General features: G+C 67.1%; 23 protein-coding genes. 19 read left to right on the top strand and 4 right to left on the bottom strand.

The annotated features are described in order from the left end of the window. The first annotated feature begins 129 nt into the window (after positions 1–129). On the top strand, positions 130–1,485 hold the full coding sequence (locus O3305_RS02440) for an MFS transporter (RefSeq protein WP_269574994.1): 1,356 nt from the start codon (positions 130–132) through the stop codon (positions 1,483–1,485). Positions 1,486–1,533: 48 nt separating this feature from the next. Here the strand turns inward: O3305_RS02440 and tpiA are convergent, their stop codons facing one another. Then, the gene (gene tpiA / locus O3305_RS02435; RefSeq protein ID WP_269574993.1) at positions 1,534–2,286 is read right to left on the bottom strand and encodes a triose-phosphate isomerase; all 753 of its coding nucleotides are present in this window, start codon (positions 2,284–2,286) and stop codon (positions 1,534–1,536) included. A gap of 120 nt (positions 2,287–2,406) precedes the next feature. Here tpiA and O3305_RS02430 point away from each other — a divergent pair, with 120 nt between their 5' ends. Further along, positions 2,407–4,338 (top strand): peptidylprolyl isomerase, encoded by a 1,932-nt coding sequence (locus O3305_RS02430; RefSeq protein WP_269574992.1) that lies wholly within the window; start codon positions 2,407–2,409, stop codon positions 4,336–4,338. A gap of 16 nt (positions 4,339–4,354) precedes the next feature. Then, entirely contained in the window at positions 4,355–5,839 is a 1,485-nt protein-coding gene (trpE, locus tag O3305_RS02425; RefSeq protein WP_269576432.1) for an anthranilate synthase component I, read from the top strand. A 157-nt stretch (positions 5,840–5,996) separates the two neighbouring features. On the opposite strand, the gene O3305_RS02420 is transcribed toward trpE, so the two are convergent. Continuing rightward, entirely contained in the window at positions 5,997–6,413 is a 417-nt protein-coding gene (locus tag O3305_RS02420) for a hypothetical protein (RefSeq protein WP_269574991.1), read from the bottom strand. A 115-nt stretch (positions 6,414–6,528) separates the two neighbouring features. Here O3305_RS02420 and O3305_RS02415 point away from each other — a divergent pair, with 115 nt between their 5' ends. The 16 genes from O3305_RS02415 (at position 6,529) to lexA (ending at position 22,499) form a co-directional block, all read left to right on the top strand. Continuing rightward, on the top strand, positions 6,529–7,278 hold the full coding sequence (locus O3305_RS02415; RefSeq protein ID WP_269574990.1) for a phosphodiester glycosidase family protein: 750 nt from the start codon (positions 6,529–6,531) through the stop codon (positions 7,276–7,278). 10 nt (positions 7,279–7,288) lie between these two features. Next, positions 7,289–7,873, top strand: coding sequence for an anthranilate synthase component II (locus tag O3305_RS02410; protein ID WP_269574989.1), 585 nt, complete (start codon positions 7,289–7,291; stop codon positions 7,871–7,873). A gap of 108 nt (positions 7,874–7,981) precedes the next feature. After that, the gene (locus O3305_RS02405) at positions 7,982–8,338 is read left to right on the top strand and encodes a hypothetical protein (protein WP_269574988.1); all 357 of its coding nucleotides are present in this window, start codon (positions 7,982–7,984) and stop codon (positions 8,336–8,338) included. Positions 8,339–8,440: 102 nt separating this feature from the next. Continuing rightward, entirely contained in the window at positions 8,441–9,976 is a 1,536-nt protein-coding gene (locus tag O3305_RS02400) for a cation:proton antiporter (protein ID WP_269574987.1), read from the top strand. A gap of 189 nt (positions 9,977–10,165) precedes the next feature. Continuing rightward, positions 10,166–11,158 (top strand): anthranilate phosphoribosyltransferase, encoded by a 993-nt coding sequence (gene trpD / locus O3305_RS02395; RefSeq protein ID WP_269574986.1) that lies wholly within the window; start codon positions 10,166–10,168, stop codon positions 11,156–11,158. Further along, entirely contained in the window at positions 11,158–11,946 is a 789-nt protein-coding gene (trpC, locus tag O3305_RS02390; RefSeq protein WP_269574985.1) for an indole-3-glycerol phosphate synthase TrpC, read from the top strand. The genes trpD and trpC overlap by 1 nt, the downstream gene beginning before the upstream one ends. Further along, on the top strand, positions 11,943–12,410 hold the full coding sequence (moaC, locus tag O3305_RS02385; protein WP_184167144.1) for a cyclic pyranopterin monophosphate synthase MoaC: 468 nt from the start codon (positions 11,943–11,945) through the stop codon (positions 12,408–12,410). The genes trpC and moaC overlap by 4 nt, the downstream gene beginning before the upstream one ends. A gap of 235 nt (positions 12,411–12,645) precedes the next feature. Next, positions 12,646–13,299, top strand: a complete 654-nt coding sequence (locus O3305_RS02380; protein WP_269574984.1) for a glutathione S-transferase family protein — start codon at positions 12,646–12,648, stop codon at positions 13,297–13,299. A 104-nt stretch (positions 13,300–13,403) separates the two neighbouring features. Next, positions 13,404–14,348, top strand: coding sequence for a PilZ domain-containing protein (locus O3305_RS02375; RefSeq protein WP_184167148.1), 945 nt, complete (start codon positions 13,404–13,406; stop codon positions 14,346–14,348). A 408-nt stretch (positions 14,349–14,756) separates the two neighbouring features. Further along, positions 14,757–16,673, top strand: a complete 1,917-nt coding sequence (locus O3305_RS02370; protein WP_269574983.1) for a flavin monoamine oxidase family protein — start codon at positions 14,757–14,759, stop codon at positions 16,671–16,673. Between the two features lie 39 nt (positions 16,674–16,712). After that, positions 16,713–17,723, top strand: coding sequence for a heme-binding protein (locus O3305_RS02365; RefSeq protein ID WP_269574982.1), 1,011 nt, complete (start codon positions 16,713–16,715; stop codon positions 17,721–17,723). 613 nt (positions 17,724–18,336) lie between these two features. After that, a complete protein-coding gene (locus O3305_RS02360) occupies positions 18,337–18,972 on the top strand; it encodes a hypothetical protein (RefSeq protein WP_269574981.1) in 636 nt (211 codons plus the stop codon). Continuing rightward, the gene (locus O3305_RS02355) at positions 18,969–20,024 is read left to right on the top strand and encodes a hypothetical protein (RefSeq protein WP_269574980.1); all 1,056 of its coding nucleotides are present in this window, start codon (positions 18,969–18,971) and stop codon (positions 20,022–20,024) included. Before O3305_RS02360 ends, O3305_RS02355 begins: the two co-directional genes overlap by 4 nt. Positions 20,025–20,037: 13 nt before the next feature. Then, the gene (locus O3305_RS02350) at positions 20,038–20,442 is read left to right on the top strand and encodes a peptidoglycan-binding domain-containing protein (protein ID WP_269574979.1); all 405 of its coding nucleotides are present in this window, start codon (positions 20,038–20,040) and stop codon (positions 20,440–20,442) included. A 118-nt stretch (positions 20,443–20,560) separates the two neighbouring features. After that, complete coding sequence (locus O3305_RS02345; protein ID WP_269574978.1) at positions 20,561–21,748, top strand: molybdopterin molybdotransferase MoeA; 1,188 nt, start codon at positions 20,561–20,563, stop codon at positions 21,746–21,748. Positions 21,749–21,806: 58 nt separating this feature from the next. Next, entirely contained in the window at positions 21,807–22,499 is a 693-nt protein-coding gene (gene lexA, locus O3305_RS02340; RefSeq protein WP_269574977.1) for a transcriptional repressor LexA, read from the top strand. Positions 22,500–22,502: 3 nt separating this feature from the next. Here lexA and O3305_RS02335 read toward each other — a convergent pair whose 3' ends face one another. Both O3305_RS02335 and O3305_RS02330 read right to left on the bottom strand, forming a co-directional pair. After that, complete coding sequence (locus O3305_RS02335; RefSeq protein WP_269574976.1) at positions 22,503–23,198, bottom strand: EF-hand domain-containing protein; 696 nt, start codon at positions 23,196–23,198, stop codon at positions 22,503–22,505. Positions 23,199–23,224: 26 nt separating this feature from the next. After that, complete coding sequence (locus O3305_RS02330) at positions 23,225–25,357, bottom strand: ComEC/Rec2 family competence protein (RefSeq protein WP_269574975.1); 2,133 nt, start codon at positions 25,355–25,357, stop codon at positions 23,225–23,227. Between the last annotated feature and the right edge of the window lie 10 nt (positions 25,358–25,367).

The following is a 25,367-nucleotide window of genomic DNA, read 5'->3' as shown; positions in this document are numbered from 1 at the left end:
AGCAAGCCAATCCCTGCGGGCGGCAGAAGATTTGCGTAATTTCAGTATATTACCTTAGCCCCGGGGTGGATGCATCCTCTCCGTTCGGCCACCCTCCCGGACTGCGGCCGGCTCTGCTAGAGCGGTGTCATGCAGGCCCGGCACCCGAACCTTACCCTCACCGCCTGCATCCTGGCGTCGAGCCTCGCGTTCATCGACGGATCGGTGACCAATGTCGCGCTGCCCGCGATCGGCGCGGACCTGCATGCCACCCCGGCCGAGCTGCAATGGACGATCAACGCGTACATGCTGCCGCTCTCGGCGCTGCTGCTGATCGGCGGCGCGGCGGGCGATCATTTCGGACGACGCAAGCTGCTGGTGCTCGGCATCGCGCTGTTCACCATCGCCTCGCTCGCCTGCGCCGTCGCCGCCGACCTGACGCTGCTGCTCGCCGCCCGCGCGTTGCAGGGCATCGGCGCGGCGATCCTGCTGCCCAACAGCCTCGCCACGCTGGGCCATGCCTTTACCGGCGAGGCGCGCGGCAAGGCGATCGGCACCTGGGCGGGCGTCGGCGCGATCGCGGGCGCGGTGGGGCCACCGCTCGGCGGCTGGCTGGTCGACATGATCGGCTGGCGCGCGATCTTCTACGTCAACGTGCCGGTGGCACTCGCGGCGATCGGCATCGCGCTCTTCTATGTCGAGGAAAGCGCGGAAGGCGACTTGCCGCTCGACCTGCCCGGCGCCTTCACCGCAACGCTCGCGCTCGGCGCGCTGACCTGGGCGCTGACCCTCTGGTCGAGCCACCACGCGATCGACACCACCGTCGCGATCGGGCTGGCCGCCGGGCTGGCAGCGATCGGCCTGTTCCTCTGGGTCGAGCATCATCGCGGCGACCGTGCGATGATGCCCGTGGCAATGTTCGGCTCGCGCGCCTTTGCCGGACTCACCCTGCTCACCTTCCTGCTCTACGGCGCGCTGGGCGGGGTGCTGCTGCTCCTGCCCTATGTGCTGATCGAGGCGGGCGGCTATTCGGCGCTGCACGCCGGCTTCGCGTTGCTGCCGATGCCGCTCGGCATGGGAATCGCCAGCCGCATCATGGGACGGATCACCGCCCGGGTAGGCCCGCGCTGGCCGCTCACCATCGGGCCGATGATCGTCGCGATCGGCTTCGCGCTGCTCCTGCTGGTCGACGAGGATGCGCCCTATTGGACCTCGGTCTTCCCCGGTGCGCTGGCGATCGCGATCGGCATGGCCAGCGTCGCCGCGCCGCTGACCACCGCGGTGCTCGCCTCGGTCGACGACACGCACACCGGCACCGCCTCGGGCTTCAACAGCGCGATCGCCCGCACCGGCGGCCTGATCGCCACCGCCATCGCCGGCGCGGTGATCGCATCGGCCGGCACGGGACTGGTCAGCGCCTTCCACATGGGCGCGTTGGTCGGGGCCGCCGCCGCCGCGCTGTCGGGCGTCACGGCGTTTCTGACGCTCGGCCGCCAAGCGTCCTGATACCTCTCCCGTTCCCCGGCTTTCACCGGGGAAGCAGGGAGCAAACAGTCACGAAACCGAAGCTGCAGCCTCGATGATCGGCACGAACTTCTCGGCGGTCAGGCTGGCCCCGCCGACCAGCGCGCCATCGACATTGTCGAGCGCCAGGATCTGCGCGGCATTCGCGCCGGTCACCGACCCGCCATAGAGAATCTGGATGCCGTCGGCCTTGGCGTCGCCGATCATCATGCGCAGCTTAGCACGGATGATCGCATGCATCGATGCGATCTCGTCGGCTGTCGGCGTCTTGCCGGTGCCGATCGCCCAGCGCGGCTCATAGGCGACGGTCAGCCAGCTCGGATCGGCATCGTCGGGCAGCGACTTCTCGATCTGCGACTGGACGATTCGCTCGGCGCGGCCGGCGGCACGCTCGGCCTCGAGCTCGCCGCAGCACAGGATCACCTTGAGCCCGTGCCGGTGCGCGGCGGCAGCCTTCATATAGGCGTCGTGGCTGGTCTCGTGCTGGTCGCCGCGACGCTCGCTATGGCCGACGATGGTCAGGGTCGCCCCCTCCTCCACCAGCATCGGTGCCGAGATGCAGCCGGTATGCGCGCCCTTGTCGGCCTCGTGCAGGTCCTGCGCGCCGATCGGCAGACTGCCCGCCACCTGGGCGGCGGGATGGATCAGCGTAAAGGGCAGGCAGAGCGCGGCATCGACCGACGGATTCGCCGCAGCAGCAGAAGCAATCGCCTCGACCTCCGGCAGCTGCGCCCGCAGCCCGTGCATTTTCCAGTTACCCGCCACCAGCTTGCGCCGCATCACCCCAACCTCCAATTTTGTTTATTTCGTTCGCGGATAGCAGGCGGCGGCGTTCGCACAAGCTTGTCGGCTGCGCCGGGCCGCCCTAAAGCACCCGCAAACCATTCCAACGATCGGCACTTCATGCTCAGCTTCTTCCGCAATTTCACCAAGTCGCGCTACGGCCTGATTGCGGTGTTCCTGTTCCTCGGCCTGATCGCCATCGCCTTCGCGGCGGGCGACATCACCGGCATCCGCAACGGTGGTGGCGCAACGAGCAGCACGCTGGCCACGGTGGGCGGCGAGAAGATTTCCGACACCGAAGTGAAGGACCGGATCGAGCGCTTCATCCGCAACCTGCAGCAGCAGGGCCAGACGGTGACGATGGAGCAGTTCCTCGCCCAGGGCGGTCTCGACATCGCGATCGACGAGATGATCAACCAGGCCGCGCTGGTCGAATTCGGCCGCAAGTCGGGCATGTCGGTGTCGAAGAAGCTGATCGACACCGAGATCGCCAGCAACCCGGCCTTCGCCGGCATCGACGGCAAGTTCAGCCAGCAGACCTTCGAGAAGCTGCTCGCCGACAATCGCCTGGCCCCGGCGCTGTTCCGCGACAGCATGATCCGCGAGCGCTACGGCAACTGGCTGGTCAACCGCGCCACCATCGGCACCGACGTGCCGAACGGCGTCGTCGCGCCCTATGCCTCGCTGCTGCTGGAGCGCCGCGCCGGCGTGGTCGGCATGATCAACACCGCCCAGATGGATCCGGGCGCCGATCCGGACGACAAGGCGCTGAACGCCTATTATGTCAGCCACCGCGCCCGCTACCTCGTGCCGCAGCGCCGCGTCGTGCGCTACGCCGTGGTGATGCCGGACCAGATCCGCGCCCAGCAGACCGCGACCGAAGCCGAGATCGCCGATGCCTACAAGAAGGCCGGCGCCCGCTATGCCGCCGCCGAGAAGCGCGGCGTGCGCCAGCTCGTCGTGCTCGACAAGGCGACTGCCGACAAGGTCGCCGCCGAAGTGAAGGGCGGCAAGCCGCTGGCCGACGCCGCGAAGGCCGCCGGCCTCGACGCGACCAATTTCGAAGGCATCGAGGAGCCCGAGCTCGCGCGCCAGACCACTGCCGAGATCGCCAACACCGCCTTTGCCGCTGCGCAGGGCGCGCTGGTCGGCCCGGTCAAGTCGCAGCTCGGCTGGCACATCCTGGTCGTCGAGAAGATCGAGACGATCGCCGCCAAGTCGCTCGCCCAGGCGCATGACGAGCTCGCCTCGGAAGTCACCCAGCGCAAGACCGCGCAGGCGCTGGCCGATCTCCGCCAGAAGATCGAGGACGGCGTCGGCGACGGCAAGAACTTCGCCGAGCTGCTCGGCGATGCCAAGCTGACCGCGCAGGTCACGCCGGCGCTCGCCGCCGGCGGCACCGATCCGGAGAATGAAGCCTATAAGCCCGATCCCGCGATGGTGGCGATCATGCGCAGCGGCTTCACCTTCGAGAACCCGGACGACGACATCCAGATCGCCCAGGTCTCGCCGGAAGGCGGCTTCGCGATCGTCAAGCTCGACCGTATCGTGCCGGCCGCGCCGCGCCCGCTCGCCAGCATTCGCGACAAGGTGAAGACCGACTATCTGGTCGACAAGGCTCTGGAGAAGGCCAAGGTCGCCGCCAATGCCGTGGTCGCCGCGCTCAACAAGGGCGTGCCGATGGACAAGGCGCTTGCGGACGCCGGCGCCAAGGGTCCGCCGCCCAAGCCGTTCGACTTCCAGCGCAAGGACATCGCGGACAAGGAACAGTTCATCAAGATGGCCTTCAGCATGCAGCCGAAAAAGGCGCGCCTGCTCGAAGCGCCCGATCGCAAGGGCTTCTACGTCGTGCTCCTCGACAAGGTGGAGCCGCATGATGCCTCGGGCGATCCGATGGCGATGGCGAACATGCGCAGCGGTCTGCAGCAGCAGATCCCGGCGGAATATGCCCGCGAGTTCATCCGTGCGATCCGCAATGACCTGAAGATCACCCGCAACGAAGCGGCGATCGCCCGCCTCCGCGCGGACCTGACCCGCCAGGGCGTCCGTTAAGGGCGTGCCGCAGGGCATCGAGGGGATCGAAGCCGCCCGCGCGGCGCTGGCCGCAGGACGGCCGGCGCTGCTCTGGCGGCGCCAGATCGCGGATACCGAGACTCCGGTTGCCGCCGCGCTCAAGCTGATCGAGCCGGGCCGCGGCGATTTCCTGCTGGAATCGGTCGAGGGCGGCTCGGTCCGCGGGCGCCACAGCCTGATCGGGCTCGCACCCGACCTGGTCTTCCGCGCCACCGGCAACGAAGCGGCGATCAATCCGGAATGGCTGACCAACCGGGACGCCTTCAAGCCCTGCGCCGAGCCCGCGCTCGACGCGCTGCGCGCGCTCGCCGCGCGCTGCCGCACCGAAGTGCCGCCCGAGCTGCCCAAGGCGCTCGCCTGCCTGGTCGGCTATTTCAGCTATGAGACGGTCGGGCTGGTCGAGAAGCTGCCCCGCCCGCCCGAAAACCCGATCGGCGTGCCGGACATGATGTTCGTTCGCCCGACGGTGGTGCTGGTGTTCGATCGCCTCGCCGATGCGCTCTTCCTCGTCGCGCCGGTCTGGCCGGACGGCGATGTCGACCTGTCGGCCGAGCGGATCGAGACCGTTGCCGCGCAGCTCGCCAGCGCGCCCCTGCCCGCCCCGGTCCGCGCCGAGCCGGAGGAAGTCCAGCTCACCCCGGTGCTGCGCCCGGGCCGCTATGGCGAGATGGTCGCCGCCGCAAAGGAATACATCTCCGCCGGCGACATCTTCCAGGTGGTGCTCGCACAGCGCTTCACCACGCCGTTCGCGCTGCCGCCGTTCGAGCTTTACCGCGCGCTGCGGCGAATCAACCCCTCGCCCTTCCTCTACCATCTCGACCTGCCGGGCTTCGCGCTGACCGGCTCGAGCCCCGAGATCCTGGTGCGGGTGCGCGACAATGAAGTGACCATCCGACCGATCGCCGGCACTCGTCCGCGCGGCAAGACCGCCGCCGAGGACGAGGAGAACCGCGCCAGCCTGCTCGCCGATCCCAAGGAATGCGCGGAGCACCTCATGCTGCTGGATCTCGGCCGCAACGATGTCGGCCGGGTCGCGGACGCGGGCACGGTCAAGGTGACCGACAGCTACACGGTCGAGTTCTACAGCCACGTCATGCACATCGTATCGAACGTGGTCGGCAGGCTGGCACCGGGCAAGGACGCGCTCGACGCGCTGTTCGCCGGCTTCCCGGCGGGCACGGTCAGCGGCGCGCCCAAGGTCCGCGCCTGCGAGATCATCGCCGAGCTCGAGCAGGAGACCCGCGGACCCTACGCGGGCGGCGTCGGCTATTTCTCGCCGGACGGCTCGATGGACAGCTGCATCGTATTGCGCACGGCGCTGGTGAAGGACGGCATGATGCACGTCCAGGCCGGCGCCGGCATCGTCGCCGATTCGGACCCGACTTATGAACAGCGCGAATGCGAGGCCAAGGCCGGCGCGCTGTTCGCGGCGGCACGCGAAGCGGTAAAGCAGGCCGGCGAAGCGGGCTTCGGGCAGTAACCACCTAATTCCTCCCCCCAGCTCGCTGGGGGAGGGGGACCGCCGAAGGCGCTGGAGGGGCGGCGGACGCAGTCCGCCGGTTTCACCGGCGGCCCCTCCACCATCGCTGCGCGATGGTCCCCCTCCCCGAGACAAGCTCGGGGAGGATTTGATTGGCTCAAGGAATCGCGGCGTTCTTGGCCTTCTGCTCCAGCCGTTCCTGGTACCACTGACGGATCGCGGCGCGGGTGCAGCCGGTCTGGCCACCGGTGCCCACCGGCGAGCAGCTGTTCGGCAGCCCGGCGCGGTTCACGTCCTCGACCATCTCGACCCGGTTGGTCCAGGCCTGCGACGCCGCGTCGTTCTTCGGCTGGTTCCGGAATTCCTTGGGGATGCGATAGGGCGATTCGCCGCCATTCGCGCAGACCACGATCTCTTCCTCGCTCTGCGGCTTGGGGCACTGCTCCTGCCCATAGAGCAGCACGCTGCGGACCCGCTTGGGCGGCCCCTGATTGTCCTGCGACGACTGCTTGGCATCCTGCGCGATGGCAGGCGTCGCGAGCAGCGCGGCGGCGGCGAGCAAACGAACGATCATGAACACTCCTTCTGGCGTAACAACGCCCCTCGCCGCTGGACGTGCCGCCGCACTGTGGCAAGCCCAAGGCACGCGCATGGCTTGCCTGAACGCGATTTCATCCTAAGTGGCACGCATGATCCGGCCGATCGCCGTTGCCGGCGCCTTCCTGACGCTGACTGCCTGCGCTTCCAGCGGACGCGTTGATGATGCCTGCCGCAAGATCAGCTTCGAGGGCACCAGCTTCACCGTCTGCCGCGCCGATCCGCAGAAGCATGACGTGCTGCTGGTCGACAAGAGTGCCGACGGCCGCCCGATGCGCGACTTCACCGGCCTCCAGCCGCGCCTCGGCGATCGCTATCCGCGCATCGCCTTCGCAATGAACGCCGGCATGTTCGACGCCGCCGGCCTGCCGATTGGCTATTATGTCGAGGACGGCGCCGAGCAGAAGCCGCTCAACCGTCGCCCCGGCCCGGGCAATTTCCACATGCAGCCCAACGGCGTGTTCTGGGGCGATGCCAAGGGCTGGCACGTCGCCACCACCGATGATTTCGCCGCGAACAAGCCCGATCACGTCCGCTTCGCCACCCAGTCGGGGCCGATGCTGCTGATCAACGGCCAGCTCCATCCGAAGCTGGCGGAGAACGGCACCTCGCTGACCATCCGCAACGCCGTCGGTGTGGGGCTGAACGGCAGCGCCTGGTTCGCGATCAGCAACGAGCCGGTGTCGTTCGGCCGCTTCGCCCGGCTGTTCCGCGACAAGCTCGCCGCGCCCGACGCCCTCTATCTCGACGGCGCCGTCTCGCGGCTCTGGGATCCCGTATCGGATCGCCTCGACGGCGGCGTGCCCATCGGGCCGATTGTCGTGGCGCTCCAGAAGCAGTAGCGCAGGCATCATGATCCTCGTCATCGACAATTACGACAGCTTCACCTGGAACCTCGTCCACTATCTGATGGAGCTGGGCACCGACGTGCAGGTGGTGCGCAACGACGCGCTCACCGCGCGCGACGCCGTTGCCAGCAATGCGCAGGCGTTCCTCATCTCGCCCGGCCCCTGCACTCCCAATGAAGCGGGGATCAGCCTCGACCTCGTCGCTGCCTGCGCCGATCTCGGCAAACCGCTTCTGGGCGTTTGCCTCGGCCACCAGGCGATCGGCCAGCATTTCGGTGGCTCGGTGGTCCGCGGAGGCCTGATGCACGGCAAGACCAGCCCGGTTACGCATGACGGCACCGGCCTGTTCGAATCCCTCCCCTCCCCCTTCACCGCGACCCGCTACCACTCGCTGATCGTCACCGACATTCCGGAGGAGCTGGTGGTCAACGCGACGTCCGACGACGGGCATGTCATGGGCTTCCGGCACAGGGAGCTGCCGATCCACAGCGTGCAGTTCCATCCCGAGAGCATCGCCACCGAGCATGGCCATGCGATGCTGGCCAACTTCCTCAAGCTCGCCGGGATCGAGGCGCACGCGCTCGCCTGAACCTGCAAATATTTGCGACAATTTCGGGCGCGCGGTGACATAGCCACGCGACGTGGCGCCGCCACTGTCTCCACCATGGCCCGATCCCGGGCCCGATGGAGAGTGCAAATGAACCACAAGCTGCAGCTGGTCGCCGCGACGCTGGCCGGCGTGCTCGTCACGGTAGCCGCGGGCGGCATCGCGATGGCGAGCATGGGCCGCGGCCCGATGGGCCCCTTCGCCCGCGCCGATGCCAATGGCGACGGCGTCGTCACCCGCGCCGAATGGGTCGCGGCGGCGAATGCCCGCTTCGACACCTTCGATACCAACCATGACGGCAAGCTGGTCATCGGCGAGATTCCGCCCGCCCCGCGCGGCCATGGCCGCCATCACGGACCGCACGGGTTCGACGGCCCGGAGGATGGGCCGGACGATGCCGCCCCCGCCGCCACACCGGCGCAGGCGCAGCCGGGCAACGCGAACTGAGCCACCGGCTTCCGTCACCCCGAACCTGGTCCGGGGTGGCGGAAGGCCGCTCATCCATCAGTAGGATTTGACGCGGGAGCGCAACGAGCTAGCCTCTCTCCCGTGACCTTCTTCGAGAGCCTCGTCGCGCTGCTCGCGCTGGCGGTCCTGCTGCTGCAGGTCTCGCGACGGACTCCGATTCCCTATCCGACGATGCTCGCCGCCGCCGGCGTGATCGTCGCGACCATTCCGGGCTCGCCCAATATCGCGCTCGACGGGCACACCGCGATGGCATTGTTCATCGCGCCCGTCCTGCTCGACGCCGCCTTCGACTTTCCCCTGGCGGCGATCCGCCGGCTGTGGCGCCCGCTCGTCTCGCTCGCCGTGGTCGCGGTGCTGCTTTCCACCGCCGTGGTCGCCTGGATCGGCTGGGCCTTCGCCGGACTGCCGATCGCCGCCGCGATCGCACTCGGCGCCATCGTCGCCCCGCCCGACGCCGCCGCGGCCACCACCGTCCTCCAGTCCGCCGCGCTGCCCCGCCGCACCGTCCAGGTGCTCACCGGCGAGAGCCTGCTCAACGACGCGACCGCCCTGCTGCTCTTCGGCGCCGCGCTCGCGGTGCAGAGCCATGGCGGGATCGACGCCATGGTCGCCACCCGGCTGAGCCTCGCGGTGCCCGGCGGCATCGCGCTCGGCCTGTTCTGCGGCTGGGCGATGGGCAGGCTGATGCCCTTCGTCCGCGGCTCGTTCGGCGGCAATCTGTTCGAGTTCGTCAACACCTGGATCGCCTGGATCCTCGCCGAGCGGCTCGGCCTCTCCGCCGTGCTCTGCGTCGTCACCTGCGCGATGTACGTCGCCAATTCGCCCAACGTGACGATCAGCGCGCGCAACCGCGTCCAGTCCTTCGCGGTATGGGGCGTCGGCGTCTTCGTCCTCAACGTCGTCGCCTTCCTGCTGATGGGCATGCAGGCGCGCCAGATCGTCGCCGAGATGGAGCCCGATCGCCTGCGCGAGGCCGCGATCTTCGCGGGGCTGGTGGTACTCGGCGTGATCGTCACCCGCATGGCCTGGTCGCTGGCCTATAACGGCATCGTCCGCGCCTTCCCGATGATCCGCGGCAACCTGCCCCCGCCCAGCTTCGCGCAGAGCGTGGTGGTCGGCTGGTGCGGGATGCGCGGGCTGGTGACGCTCGCCACCGCCTTCGCGCTGCCGCACGACTTCCCCCAGCGCGACCTGATCGTGCTCTCCGCCTTCGCCGTGGTGCTGGCGACGCTGGTGCTGCAGGGCCTCACCCTCGCCCCGCTGATCAAGCTGCTCGGCCTGGCCGGCAAGGGCGACGGCGAGGAACTGCTCAACAAGGCGCGCCGCAAGCTCGCCGAAGCCGCGATCGCCGCGCTGGAAGTCGAGCAGGGGAAGGTCGCCGACGAGACCCGCCGCCAGTTCGAGATCGACCGCAACGGCGCCGACAATGTCTGCCCCGAGTTCGACGCGCGCCAGCGCCTCCAGCTCTGCGCCGTCGCCGCCCAGCGCGACAAGCTCGACGAACTGCGCGATACCGATGTGATCGGCCAGGACCTGTACGAGCAGCTCCAGGAAGAGCTCGACTGGCGCGATCTGGCGATCAGCCCCGAGGGGCGGCATTTGATCGAGCAGGGGTGACCCCCTCAACATCAGCCAATCCAGTTCCCAGGCGAAGGCCGGGGACCAGTCTCGGCGCAGTTGGTTGGGTGGTCAAACCTATCGAACGGTATTGCAACTGGGCCCCGGCCTTCGCCGGGGAACATTCAGGAAGGCAAGGTAAAGCAGAATTTGCTCGATTTCCCCGTCTGGGAAAATCATAGAGCCCAAGTGACCAATTTCACCCTCCTCCCCGATCCCGCGTCCCCGCTCGCGCGCGAGTCCGCCGCCCAGGCCTTTGCCGACATCCTCGACGGCAAGGTGGCCGAGCCCGAGATCGAGCGTTTCCTGATCGACCTGTCGGTGCGCGGCGAGACCAGCATCGAGATCGCCGAGGCCGCCCGGGCGATGCGGGCCCGCCTCATCCCGATCTCGGCGCCCGAAGGCGCGATCGACGTCTGCGGCACCGGCGGCGACGGGCATCACACGCTCAACGTATCGACCGCGGTCAGCCTGGTCGTAGCCGCAGCCGGCGTGCCGGTCGCCAAGCATGGCAACCGCGCCGCCTCGTCCAAGTCGGGCGCGGCGGATACGCTCGAGGCGCTGGGGCTCGATCTTGACCGCGCCGGCGCCCGTGCCGAGGAATCGCTCAACGAGCTCGGCATCGCTTTCCTGTTCGCCCAGGCGCACCACCCTTCGCTCGCCCGGATCGGCCCGCTGCGCCGTCGCATCGGCCGCCGGACGATCTTCAACCTGATGGGCCCGCTGGCGAACCCCGCCCATGTCCGCCGCCAGCTGATCGGCATCGCCCGCCCGGATTACGCGCCGATCTATGCCGAGGCGCTCGAGCAGCTCGGCGTCGACAGCGCCGCGATCGTCTCGGGCGAGGAAGGGCTGGACGAGCTCTCCACCGAGCATGCCAGCGTCGTCGTCAGCATCGGCAGCTCGGGCCTGCCCAAGCGCATCACCCCGGAGGATGCCGGCCTCCCCCGCCACCCGCTGGTCGCGATCCGTGGCGGCGGTCCGGAGTATAATGCCCTCGCCCTGCACCGCCTGCTCGAAGGCGAGCATGGCCCCTATCGCGACGCCGTGCTGCTCAACGCCGCTGCCGCGCTCGTCATCGCCGGCGAAGCCAGCGACCTGCGCGCCGGCGCCGAGGAAGCCGCCGAGACGATCGACAAGGGCCTTGCCAAGGCGCTGCTCGCCTGCTGGATCGCCTTCTGATGTCCACGATCCTCGATACCATCATCGCCACCAAGCACGGCGAAGTCGCCACGCGGCGCAAGGCGACCTCGCTGGCCGATCTCCAGGCCCTGGCGCTCACCCGCGCGCCCCCGCGCGGCTTCAAGGCCGCGCTGGACGCAAAGGCAGCCGCCGGCGGCTATGGCCTGATCGCCGAGATCAAGAAGGCCAGCCCGTCCAAGGGGCTGATCCGCGCCGATTTCGATCCTCCGGCCCATGCCCGCGCCTATCAGGCAGGCGGCGCCGCCTGTCTCTCGGTGCTGACCGACCTGGAGTATTTCCAGGGGCATGAGGATTATCTGATCGCCGCCCGCGCAGCCTGCGATCTGCCGGTGATCCGCAAGGACTTCATGGTCGATCCCTGGCAGGCGCTCGAATCGCGCGCGATCGGCGCCGATGCGATCCTGATTATCGTCGCGGCGCTCGAGGACGGCCAGATGGCCGAGATCGAGGACGCGGCCCTCGGCCTCGGCATGGACGTGCTGGTCGAGGTGCACGACGCCGACGAGCTCGAGCGCGCGCTGAAGCTGCGCTCGCGCCTGATTGGGGTGAACAACCGCAACCTCAAGACCTTCGAGGTCGACGTCCAGAAGACCTATGACCTGGTCGGCCAGGCACCCAGGGACTGCACCTTCGTCGCCGAAAGCGGGCTGAACAGCCGCGCCGACCTCGACGCGATGGCCGCGCACGACATCCGCTGCTTCCTCGTCGGCGAGTCCCTGATGCGCCAGGACGATGTCGAGGCGGCGACCCGGGCGCTGGTCGGGTGAGCGACCTCACCCATCTCGACGAGACCGGCGCCGCGCGCATGGTCGATGTCGCGGGCAAGGCCGTCACCGCGCGTGAGGCGGTTGCCAGCGGCCGGATCGAGATGTCGCGCGAAGCCGCCGCCGCGATCCGCGCCGGTGCGGTGAAGAAGGGCGACGTCCTCGCCACCGCGCGCATCGCCGGGATCATGGCCGCCAAGCGCACCGCCGAGCTGATCCCGCTCTGCCATCCGCTGCCGCTGACCAGGGTCGCGGTAGACCTCGCCCCCGACGAAACCGGCGTCACCGTGACGGCCACCGCCGCTACCGAGGCCCAGACCGGGGTCGAGATGGAAGCGCTCACCGCCGTCTCCACTGCGCTGCTCACTCTCTACGACATGGCCAAGGCGCTCGATAAGGGCATGACCATCGGCGAGATCCGCCTGCTCTCCAAGAAGGGCGGCAAGTCGGGCGACTGGGTGGCCTGAGGGGCTTCAAATTCCCCTCCCTGCAAGGGAGGGGTAGGGGTGGGTTAGAAAAGGCCGGGCTCGTTGCCCGGCCTTTTCTTTGTCACCACCGGCTCGCTGGGCTCGCTACGCTCGCAACCCACCCCCGGCCCCTCCCTTGCAGGGAGGGGAGAAAGAAGGGCCGCAGCGAAAAATTCGCGTGACAGCACCCCCACGCCAAGATACTTAGCTTAATACCTAACTATAAGAGGATGCCATGCCGCTCCAGCTCTTCGGCCACCCCTTCTCATCCTACACCTGGAAGGCGCTGATCGCCTTCTACGAGAACGACATCCCCCTCACCTTCCGCAACCTCGAGGAACCGGGCGCCGCGCAGGAGCTCGAGGCCCGCTGGCCGCTCAAGCTCTTCCCCGTCCTCGCCGAGGGCGATCGTACCGTGGTCGAGGCGACCGCGGTGATCGAATATCTCCACGTCCACCATCCGGGCCCGGTCGCGCTGATCCCCGCCGACCCTGATCTCGCCGTGCAGGCGAGGATGCTCGACCGGATCTTCGACAACTACGTCATGGGCATGATGCAGAAGCCCGTGATCGACGCGATGCTGCCCGCGGAACGCCGCGACCCCATCGCACTCGACGAGGCGATGGCCCGGCTCGATACGATCTATGCCTGGCTCGACGCCCATCTCGCCGGCCGGGAATGGGCCGTCGGCGACAGCTTCACCCTTGCCGACTGCGCCGCCGCGCCCTCGCTCTTCTATGCCGACTGGGTCCGCCCGATCCCCGCGGCGCTGGCCAGCCTCCGCGCCTATCGCGCCCGGCTGCTCGCCCGTCCCTCGGTCGTCCGCTGCGTCGAGGATGCCCGCCCCTATCGCCATTATTTCCCGCTCGGCGCGCCCGATCGCGACTGATCGTTTCGGGGGTATATTAGGGATTTCGCAACCCTGCGGCTTAACCCCGCCTTCAGACCCGGCCCCGCACTATCACCGTCGAGCGGGGTCGGGAAAAAACATTTATGCGACAGGGACTTGCGTCCTCCACCATCTTCAGCCTCTCGGGCGAAGCCCCAGGGGCGCAGATGCTTGCGGAGCCGGGCGACCACGCCGCCTTCGATTCCGCCGTGCTGGTCGGCGAGACCACCCGCCTGCCCTGCTCGCTGCGCAAGCTGAGCGCTGCCGGTGCGATGCTCCATCTCGACGATGAGATCGTCGAGTCCGAAGGCCTCCACCTCGCGCTCGCCAACGGCCAGTCGCTGCCGGGCCGCATCGCCTGGACCGAGCAGGGCGCCGCCGGCTTCCTGTTCGAGACGCCGATCGACGTGGTCAGCACGCTCGCCCGCAACCTCGCCTGCCTCCCCGCCGAGCGCCGCAGCGTGCCGCGCGTCGAGCTGCACCAGACGATCTGCGTGCGCCGCGGCAACCAGGTCGAGTTCACCCGCAGCCGCAACCTCTCCCAGGGCGGCTGCGGCTTCGAGACCGACATCGCGCTGCAGGAAGGCGATCCGGTCCAGATCAATTTCGACGGCCTGCGCCCGCTCGACGGCGTGGTGAAATGGTCGCAGGGCAGCTTTGCCGGCGTCGCCTTCGGCGAGGACCTGCCCTGGCAGGTGCTGATGCCCTGGCTGCGCCAGGCCCAGCAGACCCCGTCGCACCACACTCGCATGGCCGTGATCCAGGAGCCGACCGGCCTGATCCCGGACAAGCAGGCGATCCGCCTCGACGTTCCGGCCCGTGTCCGCGAGGGCGTGCGCTGGTGGAACGTCAAGCTGCGCGGGATCACCCCCCAGCTCGTCGAGTTCGAAAGCCGCGCGCCCTTCGCCAATGGCGCCCAGCTGTGGATCTCGCTGCCCAATATCGGCGGCGGCCCGGCCTCGGTGATCGAAACCGACGACCGCCACCGCTTCCTCTGCGAATTCCGCCTGCCGCTCAAGGCCGGGGACCTGCAACGCATCGGGGCCTAGAGGCCCTTTCCCGAAAGCCGGCATTGTCATCCTGCGCGCTGCTTGCGCCAGTGGGATGCCGCGCGCGCCATCGGCGCTGTCCCTGGCGCGCGAGACGCACGCACTCCTCGTGCTAAATAACCAGCTAGGGATTTTATCGAAAGCTTCTGCCGCAAGCAGTTAGGCGGATTTCGCCCGCACTTTGCACCAAAAGGCACAGTGTAACTGCATATCGGTTCCAAAAACTGTTTTGTCTTCTTCCCAATAATGCATGCTTGGCCAACGAGTCGCAGCAAATGATCTGGGCAGGACCGCCAGTATCTGGCGCCTGGCGCAACAAGAACCGGCGGTGATCCTTGGTCGCCAGCCGCCCGGTATTTTGAAATTCACTGACGGATCCTGTCCGACGGATCCCGGGGGGAGAGCGACATGTCGACCAAGATCAGCCGCGCGGATTTTCTGCGATCGCATCCCGATGCCAGCGCATGGGCCGAACTGGACGACGCGACCAACGAGCAGCTGCGGATCACCCCGGGGCCGGTTCGGCTGGACGAAGGCAGCTTCAAGGGCAAGCGCGCGCTGATCCTCGGCGCCGGCGTCGGCGGGCTGACCACCGCCTATGAGCTGCTGGTCCACAAGACCGGCATGGAGGTCACCGTTCTCGAAGCGCAGAACCGCACGGGCGGGCGATGCATGTCGCTGCGCACCGGCGACACGCTGACCGAGGACAAGGACGATGCGCTGTTCGGGTCCGAGCCGGGCGAGACGCAGGTCGTCCGCTTCGAATGGCCGGTCGGCGACGCCGAGCCCTATCTCAACGCCGGCCCCGGCCGCATTCCTTCGGCGCACAAACGGCTGCTCAGCTATCTTCGCGAATTCGGCGTCGCGGTCGAAGTCTATGTGATGAACTCGATGTCGAACCTCGTCCAGATGGACAAGGGCGCGCTACGGGGAAAGCCCCGCGTCTATCGGCAGATCGATCACAATCTGCGCGGCTGGATCGCGCAGCTGGTGCATGAGAACGCGGCCCAGCTTCTCGAGGCGACCAGCCTCGATATCCCCACGAACGAGCGCCGGGGGCTGGCGGCGAAGCTCAAGTCGCTGATGATCAGCTTCGGCGAGCTCGACGAGAACGGCAATTATGCGCCCACCTCGGGCAATCCGGGCTTCGAGAACGCGATCTCGCGCGCCGGCTTCGACGTGCTTCCCGGCGTCGCGGCGGGCGAGATCTCCAAGGCGATCAAGCTCGAGGACCTGCTCAAGTCCGAATATTGGGCGCAGACCCGCTTCTACCAGCCGGTCGATTTCCTGTGGCAGCAGACGATCTTCCAGCCGGTGGGCGGCATGGATCAGGTCCAGCGCGCCTTCGCCCGCCAGGTGGCCACCCTGGGCGGGACGATCCACCTGAACAGCCCGGTGACCTCGATCGCCTGGGACGCGAAGACGAAGGAATTCGTCGTCCAGGTCGCCAGGATCGGCAGCAAGGAGACGATCGAATACCGCGCCGACTATTGCTTCTCGAACATCGCGATCCCGTTCCTCGAGAAGCTGCTGTCGAAGGAATTGCAGGGCGGCGGCGACAAGAGCGGCTTCGACCTGCCGTTCAAGCAGGGGCTCAAGGCGGTCTACGCAGCGCAGGCCCGCCCCCGCATCAACGACAAGGGCGAGTATCAGGACAAGTTCCTCGCCGCGACCACCAAGGTCGGCTGGCAGGGCGATCGCACGCTGTGGCAGGGCAAGCTGATCACCGCCCGGCACACCGGCGACCTCAAGCTCACCACGCTGGTCGCGCCCGATGCCGAGGAAGGCGTCGTGCCGATCTTCGGCGGGATCAGCTGGACCTCGCATGAAATCGTCCAGATCTGGTATCCCTCCACCGCCTATCACGACCGCAAGGGCGTGCTGACCGGCGCCTATAATTTCGGCCAGGTCGCCCATGAATGGGGCCAGATGACGGTCAAGGACCGGCTCGACCTGGCGCGGGAGGGCGCGCGGAAATTCGGCGTGAAGTTCGGCAACGGCCTGCACGACGGCCTCGCGATCGCGTGGCAGAACATGCCCTATATCAAGGGCGGCTGGGCCTATTGGCAGTCGGTCGGCCCCGCGAAGGAAGCCGCCGATCATTTCAACAATCTGAGCCAGGGCACCGGCATCCACGATGCCAGGGGCAAGCTCTCCGATCCGGTGTTCTTCGTCGTCGGCGACCAGCTGTCGTCGCTGCCCGGCTGGCAGGAAGGCGCGATCGCCGCGGCGCTCAACGCGCTCACCCGCATGGCGCGGCCCGACCTCGAGATCCCGCGCCTCGAGAAGCTGCCCGACACCAGGCTGCTGGTCGAAGGCATCTAGCCGCAACCAATCCGATCATCCGGGAAAAGGGGAACAGCGATGGCATTCAGCAAGAAGACGCTCATGGCCCTCAAGGGCGGCGGCCGCGTCATCCGGGCCGCACAGGAGGGCGAAGCCCTTCTCGGCCCGCTCGGCCTGCTGCCGGGCGTGTGGAAGAACGAAGGCGGGCTGGAGGGCCATGGCTGGAACATGATCGCCCTGCCGTTCGAATCCGAACCCGGCTCGATCCTCGATTATCGCCTGCTGATGAACCAGTATAACGAGACGCTCGTCTTCGACCTTGTCGACAAGGGCGTCCCCAATCGCGGGCTGAACGCCCTAGGGAAGCAGGCCGACCAGTCGCTGATGGCGCTCGACTATGAGCAGGTCACCGACCAGATCGCGACGGCGGACTTTCCGCACAGCAATGTCCTCGGGCCGACCAGCCCGCCCGGCAACACCATCCACCACGAGCCCGGCCTGTGGCTCAACATGCTCGACCAGTTCACCGACGGCTTCGACATCGCCCGGCTGTCGACCGTGCCGCACGGCGATGCGGTCCTGGCGCTCGGGCGGAGCGTTCCGCCGATCGATGGCCCGCCGGTCATTCCCGATGTCAGCGGACTGCCGCTCAAGGTGAAGCAGGACCTCGATAGCCGCTATCTCGCACCCTACAGGCACTTCCACGACAACCCGTTCATGGGCCTGTTCGATCCGGTCCACCCCGCCGCGCTGCTCCAGGCCGCCAATCAGGGCGTCGACATCGTCCGCACCACTGTCCTCGACGTCGATACCGAGGCGGAGACCGGCGGGATCCACAACATCCCCTTCGTGGTCAAGCATGCCAACGCATCGTCGATGCGCTCGACCTTCTGGATTCAGGAACTCGCCGAGAAGGATGCCCGGGGCAAGCCGAAGCTGCGCCTGCAATATCTCCAGATCGTGATGATCGATTTCGATCCGCGGACGGCGGGCCTGCCCGGCCGCATCGTGTGGCCGCATATCTCGATCAACACGATGCAGAAGGTCGAGGACACGCCCGAGGAGAAGGTGGAACTGCTGACGGCGTGAGAAGGCGACAGCCAAGGCGCCACAGGGAGCCTCGGCTCATTCTGAACGAGAATGACATGAGCACTGAGCCGTCTAATCCATGTTTAGCTTCAGATCCAACGCCACAGCTGTGCAGATTTTGCAAGGAACCAATCAATACCGGCGCTATATACTGCAAGATTTGTGAGAATTTTCAAACAACCAGCGCCCGCTGGAAAAATGACATTAGCTTCTCTGCATTGATAAGTTCACTTCCATTGTTTGCGCTTATTTATAGCTTTGTTCACGATCGAACCTCTTCAGCCTACTCGAAAGTTAAGGCCCTGCCGATACAATGCAGGATCGATCAGGTAGCGATCGGGTTGACCAACTTGGGCAACCGTCCGGCTGTAGTCGCTGACGGAACCCTACGTCGCACGAGCGCTACTGGGACGAGTGACTGGGCCCTTACCAACCCGGCAAAGGAGGGCGCACAGATAATCGCCCCCTCCAAGCCGCAAATCACATCGTTCGGGATAGGCAGTTCCGCACTAGGGCAACCACCCACGGCGAGTCCCGGGGAAGCCTGCCGCTACACTGTCACATTGGATGTACTGGAGTTCGGCGAAGTGCAACAGCGCAAGGAGAAGCTGACATGCCCCTGTCCCGTTGGCTGACTCTGATCCCGGCACTTGCAGCAATCGCACCTGCGAGGAGTCAAGTTCTACCCACACGACTCAACATCGATTTAGTATACGCACAAAGTACTGACCGGAATCTGGAAGAGCATGTCCGCCAGTGGGTGTTTGCCTTACAGGAAAAGGTTCAGAATATTTTGGCGTGGGATGCCAGCTTGAGATTGGCAGCCGGCGATCGCATTCAGGTAGCCGCAGCACCGCAGGCGAGCTTGCCTTCGGCGAACCTAATTAAGCAACGCTGGGAGCAACGCAACGCCATCCAGATCGTGGTAGGCCATGGCAGCCGCTCGACCAATTTCTCAACCTTCCAAGGAAATATCTTCTTGGGGCGGCTGAACGGGCGTCTACCGATCGCAATCCCGATCAACCAGCATATTGAGGGCGGTTCATACGAAAGGTCGAGCAACTTTGTAATCGTAGTCGCGCTCTACGCACTATCGGTGGATTCGGCGGGCACCCCTTCCACGAGTTGCCGCCTGCTTCAACAGGCTGGACTATTGGCCAACGCCTTACCTCCCACGCTTACGTCTGTAGACGTTGTCAAAGCGGGTATTCAGGCGGACCTGCGGAGCCGCTGCCGAGGGCGGGCATGAAGCGGCTTCGTATCTGTGCCGGGGCGCTGCTGTTAACGCTATTCGGCGGAGCTGCGCCAGCAACGCAACAATTACCGGATGTCACAATCTACCTTCCTCGCTTCGAAGCCGAGGGAACGATTGGCGCGAACGTAACAGCGACGCTCAATCTCGCAGTGTGGCGCACACTTCGCAAAAAACCTTGGCCAAACCCCGTCAACCGCGACTTTGGAAGCGGGCTGGTCATTTGGTCAGACGATGTGCTGCCGGGCAATGCGGCGCGCACCGCGGCATCGACGCTTCGTGAAAATCGCGACCTTGACATGATCCTGTGGGGCAGCGCCCGAGCGGTGGGACCGGACGTTGTCGTTCAGGCTTATCTGCTAACTCGGCAGCTTGAGGACGAGGCAGCGCCACCTCAGGCCCTGTGGAGGGTGTCGCGCGACGGACGAACTCTGTCACTTGGCGCCCCTCGCCAGCTATACGTCATGGGGGCAGTGCCTCTAAGACACGACGTAGTAGCACTATTTAGTACACCAAGCGCCCTCAAGCTCTGCCCAACAAAAACACGCGTTTGCACGGGACCAGAGGTAGGACCAACCATGCGCGCACTGGAACACGATGGACCTTGGACGTCTCTGGTGACACCTGACCGTCGCCGAGGATGGGTTTATCTTTACGATATCGGCACGCAGTCGAATGAGATCGCATCTTTTTCCGGTGCAATGATCTCATATTATCGCGGTGATTATGATCAGGCCGCACGGTTGTTCGCTACAGTGGGGCGCACGACATCGGCAAATGCGGTCGTGCAGCAGGATGCAGCAGCACTACGCGCAGCCTCGCTTTCGCGCAGCGGTCTCCCCGCAGCGCCAGCAATCGATGCTGTGCGGCAGGCCGATCCCTATGCCGTTTATCCGCTGCAAGTAGCGATCATGGATGTGTTGAGCTCCTCCTACCCGAGCCATCGAGCCCGGGCGTTGGCTACTGAATTGCAATCCAAGATCGGGCTATTCGATGTCGACGATCCTTGGCCACGCCGCGCTCTGGCCCTGCTGGAAGCAGCTAAATGAAGGAGGCTAAAACATGATCAGCGTTCCTATGCGAATATTTGCCCTCGCCATGTCGGCTGCCGCGCCCTTGGCACTCGGCACCGCAAAGGCGGAAACCTGTTGGGACAGAGCATCGCTGGCAGACTACGATCCAGTTCTTATCAAGGCGATCCAGCAGCGATTGCGCGACCAAAACCTCTACGCCGGGTCAATCGACGGGAAGGCAGGACCCACAACGCGTGCTGCATTGGCGCGGCTGACCGGCCTTTCGCCGCAATCGGAGTTTCGGTTGGGGTCTGACTTGGTCCACAAAGTCTTCGGTCCTAATTTCACGGGAATCTATCACGACGAAGACCAAGATGCGTTGATTGAACAGCTGGGCCTTAAGCCTGACCCGTCCTATCGCAATCCGTGCAAGGTCCACGTAGTCGAGGAATAACGGAGTTCGGGTCGCCCCATAACAGCGTACAAGGCGCTCCACTGTGACCGAGATGAAGACTGCCTTCGGCCTCACCATCTACTGGCGCACCCCCGCCCGCTTGCCCTAGTCACCAACCATGGCCGCCGCCCTCGTCCCCGTCGCCGAAGCCCAGCAGCGCCTGTTCGTGCGCGCCGCCCCGCTTGCCGAGGAGGAGGTGCCGATCACTTTGGCCGCCGGGCGCTGGGTCGCGCGAGACATTCTCGCCCTCCGCACCCAGCCCGCCTCCGCCCTGTCGGCGATGGACGGCTATGCGATCCGCTTCGCCGACCTGCCCGGCCCGTGGGAGGTGATCGGCGAGAGCGCTGCCGGGCGTGGCTTTGCCGGCGAGGTCTCCCCGGGCCAGGCCGTCCGCATCTTCACCGGTGCGCCGCTGCCGTCCGGTGCCGACACCATACTCGTCCAGGAGGAAGCCGCGCGGGAGGGCGACCGCCTCACCCTTGCCGGCGAAGGCCCGCTGCGCCTTGGCGGCAATGTCCGTGCGCGCGGGCTCGATTTCAGCGAGGGCGATGTATTGCTCCGCGCCGGATCCCGGATCACCTCCGCCGCCCTCGCGCTTGCCGCCCTGGCCGGCCACGCGACCCTGCCCGTCCGCCGCAAGGTCCGGGTTGCGCTGCTCTCCACCGGCGACGAGCTGGTTCCGCCAGGCGCGCCGCTCGGGCCCGACCAGATCCCCGAGACCAACCGGCTGCTGCTCACCGCGATGCTGGCCGATCTTCCGGTCGAGCTGATCGACCTCGGCATCCTGCCCGATCGCCTGGGCGTGCTCGAGGCCGCGTTCCGCGCGCTCGACTGCGATCTGCTCGTCACCACCGGCGGGGCCTCGGTCGGCGATCATGACCTGGTTCGCCCGGCGCTGCTCGCGGCGGGAGCGGAGATCGATTTCTGGAAGATCGCGCTGCGCCCGGGCAAGCCGATGATGGCCGGGCGGCTCGGCGAGGCGATGCTGCTCGGCCTGCCCGGCAATCCGGTGTCGGTGTTCGCCACCGCGACTTTGTTCGTGCGGCCGCTGGTCGCGCATCTGGCGGGGGCCGCCGATCCCTTGCCGCGCAGCCGGTCGGTGCCGCTCGGCGAACCGCTGCCCGCCACGGGCGCGCGCGCTGACTATCTCCGCGCCGAGTTGGTCGAGGGCCGCGCCTTTGCCGCGACGATCCAGGACAGCTCGATGCTGCGCACGCTGGCACGGGCGACGTGCCTGATCGTGCGTCCGGCCGGGGCGCCGGAGGCGAAAACGGGCGACTCGGCGGAAATCCTCGACATCGCTTGACAAGCGCGCGGAACATTGCATAAACGTTCGCAGTCTGTTCCACGCCAGGAGAAACCGGATGCTCACGCGCAAGCAGCACGAGCTCATCTGCTTCATTGCCGATCGGCTTGCCGAGACCGGCGTCTCGCCTTCGTTCGAGGAAATGAAGGAAGCGCTCGATCTCAAGTCGAAGTCGGGGGTGCATCGGTTGATCTCTGCGCTGGAGGAGCGCGAGTTCATTCGCCGCCTGCCGAACCGCGCCCGCGCGCTCGAAGTGCTCCGCATGCCCGAGCGCGGCGATGCGAAGCCGGCCGCTGCGGCCAGGTCCGCCGCCCCCGCGGTGGCCGTTTCGAATCCCTCCCCTGCGGCCCAGATACCAGTTCCCGCGAACGATGTGATCGAGATCCCGCTCCACGGCCGCATCGCCGCGGGTACGCCGATCGAGGCGCTGGAAGGCTCGTCGATGCTCCCGGTTCCGGCGGCCTTGCTCGGCTCGGGCGAGCATTATGCGCTTGAGGTGGCCGGCGATTCGATGGTCGAGGCCGGCATTCTCGACGGCGACTATGCGCTGATCCGCCGTACCGAGACGGCGCGCGACGGCGAGATCGTCGTGGCGCTGATCGACGATGCCGAGGCGACCTTGAAGTATTTCCGCAAGGAAGGCGCGATGATCCGGCTCGATCCGGCCAATCGCGACTATAACGCCCAGCGCTACCGTCCCGATCAGGTCCGCGTGCAGGGCCGGCTGGCCGGCCTGCTGCGCAAGTACTGAGGCTCAGGCCAGGAACTCGTTCCAGGCGACCTTGCCGTCGCCATTGCGGTCGAGTTCCTGGAACGGCGCCACATCGGGCTGCCGGCCGAGGAATCGGAACAGGTTCCAAGCGGCGGCATATTCGGCGGGCGAAAGCGTGCCGTCATGATCGGCATCGAGCAGGTTGAAGCCGGCGCGGAACATCCTGAGCCGGTGCGCCGCGAATTCGGCGAAGCTGACCCTGCCGTCCCGATTGGCATCGGCCTTGGCCAGGGTGAAGTCGGACGCGGAAATGGCAAAGGGCCGCAACCCGCGAATATCGGGCATCGAGGCCCGGCGCAGCGGCAGCGCCATCACCCGATGCTCTCCGCACCGGATTCGCGGCTCGGCGCGCTTCGGACCGAATTCGTCGGGGGTGAGCACTCCGTCATGATTGCGATCGAACGCGGCATAGCTCGGCCGGAAATCCGGTGCGGCAGTCACCGCGACAGGCATGGCCAGCCCGATCGCCCCGATCATCCCTGCGGCGGCCAAGGGGCGACACCAGCGGCGCAACCGGCTTGGCGCAGGCGCGTCGCCGGCGAGATGCGCATCGACATAGCCGCGCACCACATCGCTCGCCGTCCGCCCTTCGGCCCGGCATTGCTCCATGAAGGCGCGCTTCACCGCATGGGGCAGCCGCACTTCGATCGTGTCGCTTTTCTTCGGGTTCCGGATCATGCTCCGAGGAGAACCCGAAGCCCCTGTCAGCGCCAGCGATTTCGTGTCCGGACAGGTGCAAGTCCCTGCTCCGGCACATAGACCGGCTGCACTTTCGGCGGGTCGCGCCAGGGATGCCGCCCTCCGCCACGCACCATCGCCACCCGACCGCTGGCAAAGGCAATCGCCAGCCCGCCGGTCCTGGCCAGCTGCGGCCGATCGAGCTTGAGCCAGCGCGGCGCGCAGCCCGCCGGCAGGCGCCGGTCGCTGATCACCACATCGACCTTGCGACATAGCGTAGTGAATTCGGCCCAGGGCAAGGCATAGCCGCTCCGCGTCGCCGCAACCCGCCACACCCGCGCCCCGGCACGATGCTCGATCAGGCACAAATCGAGGCTGCAAGCAGCCCCCGGCTGGTCGGACAAGGCAACCGGTTCGACATCGCTGCCGCCGGTTTCCGCGAGCATGTCGCGGGTATAGTCACCCGCCCGATCGCGCAGCAGCGCCATGCTGCCATCCGCCATGCGGATCGCGAGGTGCCGTCCGTCGCCGGTCACGATCAGATCCGGCGCCGGCGTGGCGAGCATCCAGCCCAACCCCATGACAAGCGGCACCGCCCCCGCCCAGCGCACGCCCGTCCGCCAAAGGGCCAGCCACAGCCCGCCCGCGACCATCAGCGCAAAGGCGCCGCCCGGCATGGTGGGGAACGCCGCGACCGCGCCCGGCGCGGCAGCCGTGGTCCGTGCTATCCAGAGCAGCAGCTGCAGCGCCTGATCGGTAAGCCACCAGGCCGGCCAGCCCAGCCCCGCCACATCGAGCAGCAGCGCCAGCGCTTCCAGGGGCATGATCACAAAGGTGGTGAGCGGGATCGCGACGATATTGGCGAGCGCGCCGTAAATCCCGGCCTGGTGGAAATGAAACAGCCCGATCGGCATCAGCGCGAGCTCCACCGCCACGCCGGTCAGCAGCAGCGAACCGATACCGCGCAGCAACGCCGCGCCCCGCCCCTCCTCGCGCTTGCCGAACCAGCGGTGCATGAATGGACTCTCGTGCAATGCGACGATCGCCGTCACCGCCGCAAAGCTCAGCTGGAAGCTCGCGCCCGCGAGCGCCTCGGGCCAAAGCAGCAGCACGATCACCGCACCCGCCGCAACCAGCCGCAGCGTGATCGCCTCACGCCCCAGGCTCAGCGCCAGCAGCACCAGCAGGGCGGCGACGCAGGAGCGGATCGTCGGCACTTCCGCGCCCGTGAGCAGCGTATAGCCGATCGCCGCCAGCGCACCTGCCCCCGCCGCAACCAGGGGCAGCCGCCAACGCAGCGCCAGGGTCGGGCTCAGGGCGAGCAACTTGAGCACCAGCAGCATTGCCGCCGCGGTCACCGCGGTCACGTGCAGCCCACTCACCGAAAGCAGGTGCGCAAGCCCCGAGCGTTGCATTGCCTCGACATCGCCCTCCGCGATCGCCCCCTGGTCACCCGTGGCGAGCGCACTGGCGATACCGCCCGCGCTGCCCTCGACTCGCGACTGGATATGCGCCGAAAGCGACGCCCGCAGATCGGCGCCCGCCGCCCGCGCCGGCGTCACAACCTCGACGGGATCGAAGCCCTTTCCGGTAGCGCCAAGTCCAGCGAACCACGCCGTACGCGCAAAATCATAGCCACCTGGTACCGAGGCCTCGGCTGGAGGCATCAGCCGGGCACGCAGCTTCACCACAGCATCCGGCGCCAGGCCGGCAGGCACGTCCCGCGTCTCGAGGTTCACCCGCACCCGCGGCGGCAGGTCTGTGCGGCCCGGCAGCAACGTCACCCGCACCACTTCGCGTGCGGGCATCCGCTCCACCCGCACCACGCGTCCGGTAATCTCCACCACCGCGGGACGCGCCAGCACCGGCGCCGCCACCCGCTCGGCCCGCCACCAGATCAGCGTGCAGCCGGCTGCCATCGCAAGTCCGCCGAGCAGCAATGCGCGCCCCAAACGACCGGGCAGCGCCAATCCCAGCACCGCCACGGCGCAGGAAGCCAGCAGGAAACCGATCCAGCGCGACGTGTCCGGCAGCAGGAACCAGGCGGTGATCCCACCGCCCAGCGCCACCGGCAGCCAGAGCGGCAATTGCGCGCGCTCGGCTTCCAGCCAATGCTCGATTGCAGCTCCAATCTGGCGAAACACTGCCCCTCCCCCCATTTGAAGGGAG

The organism is Sphingomonas sp. NIBR02145 (assembly GCF_027359115.1).
GTDB lineage: Bacteria > Pseudomonadota > Alphaproteobacteria > Sphingomonadales > Sphingomonadaceae > Sphingomonas > Sphingomonas kyeonggiensis_A.
Note: the sequence above shows the minus strand (reverse complement) of the source record. Positions and strands in the feature narration are given on the sequence as shown.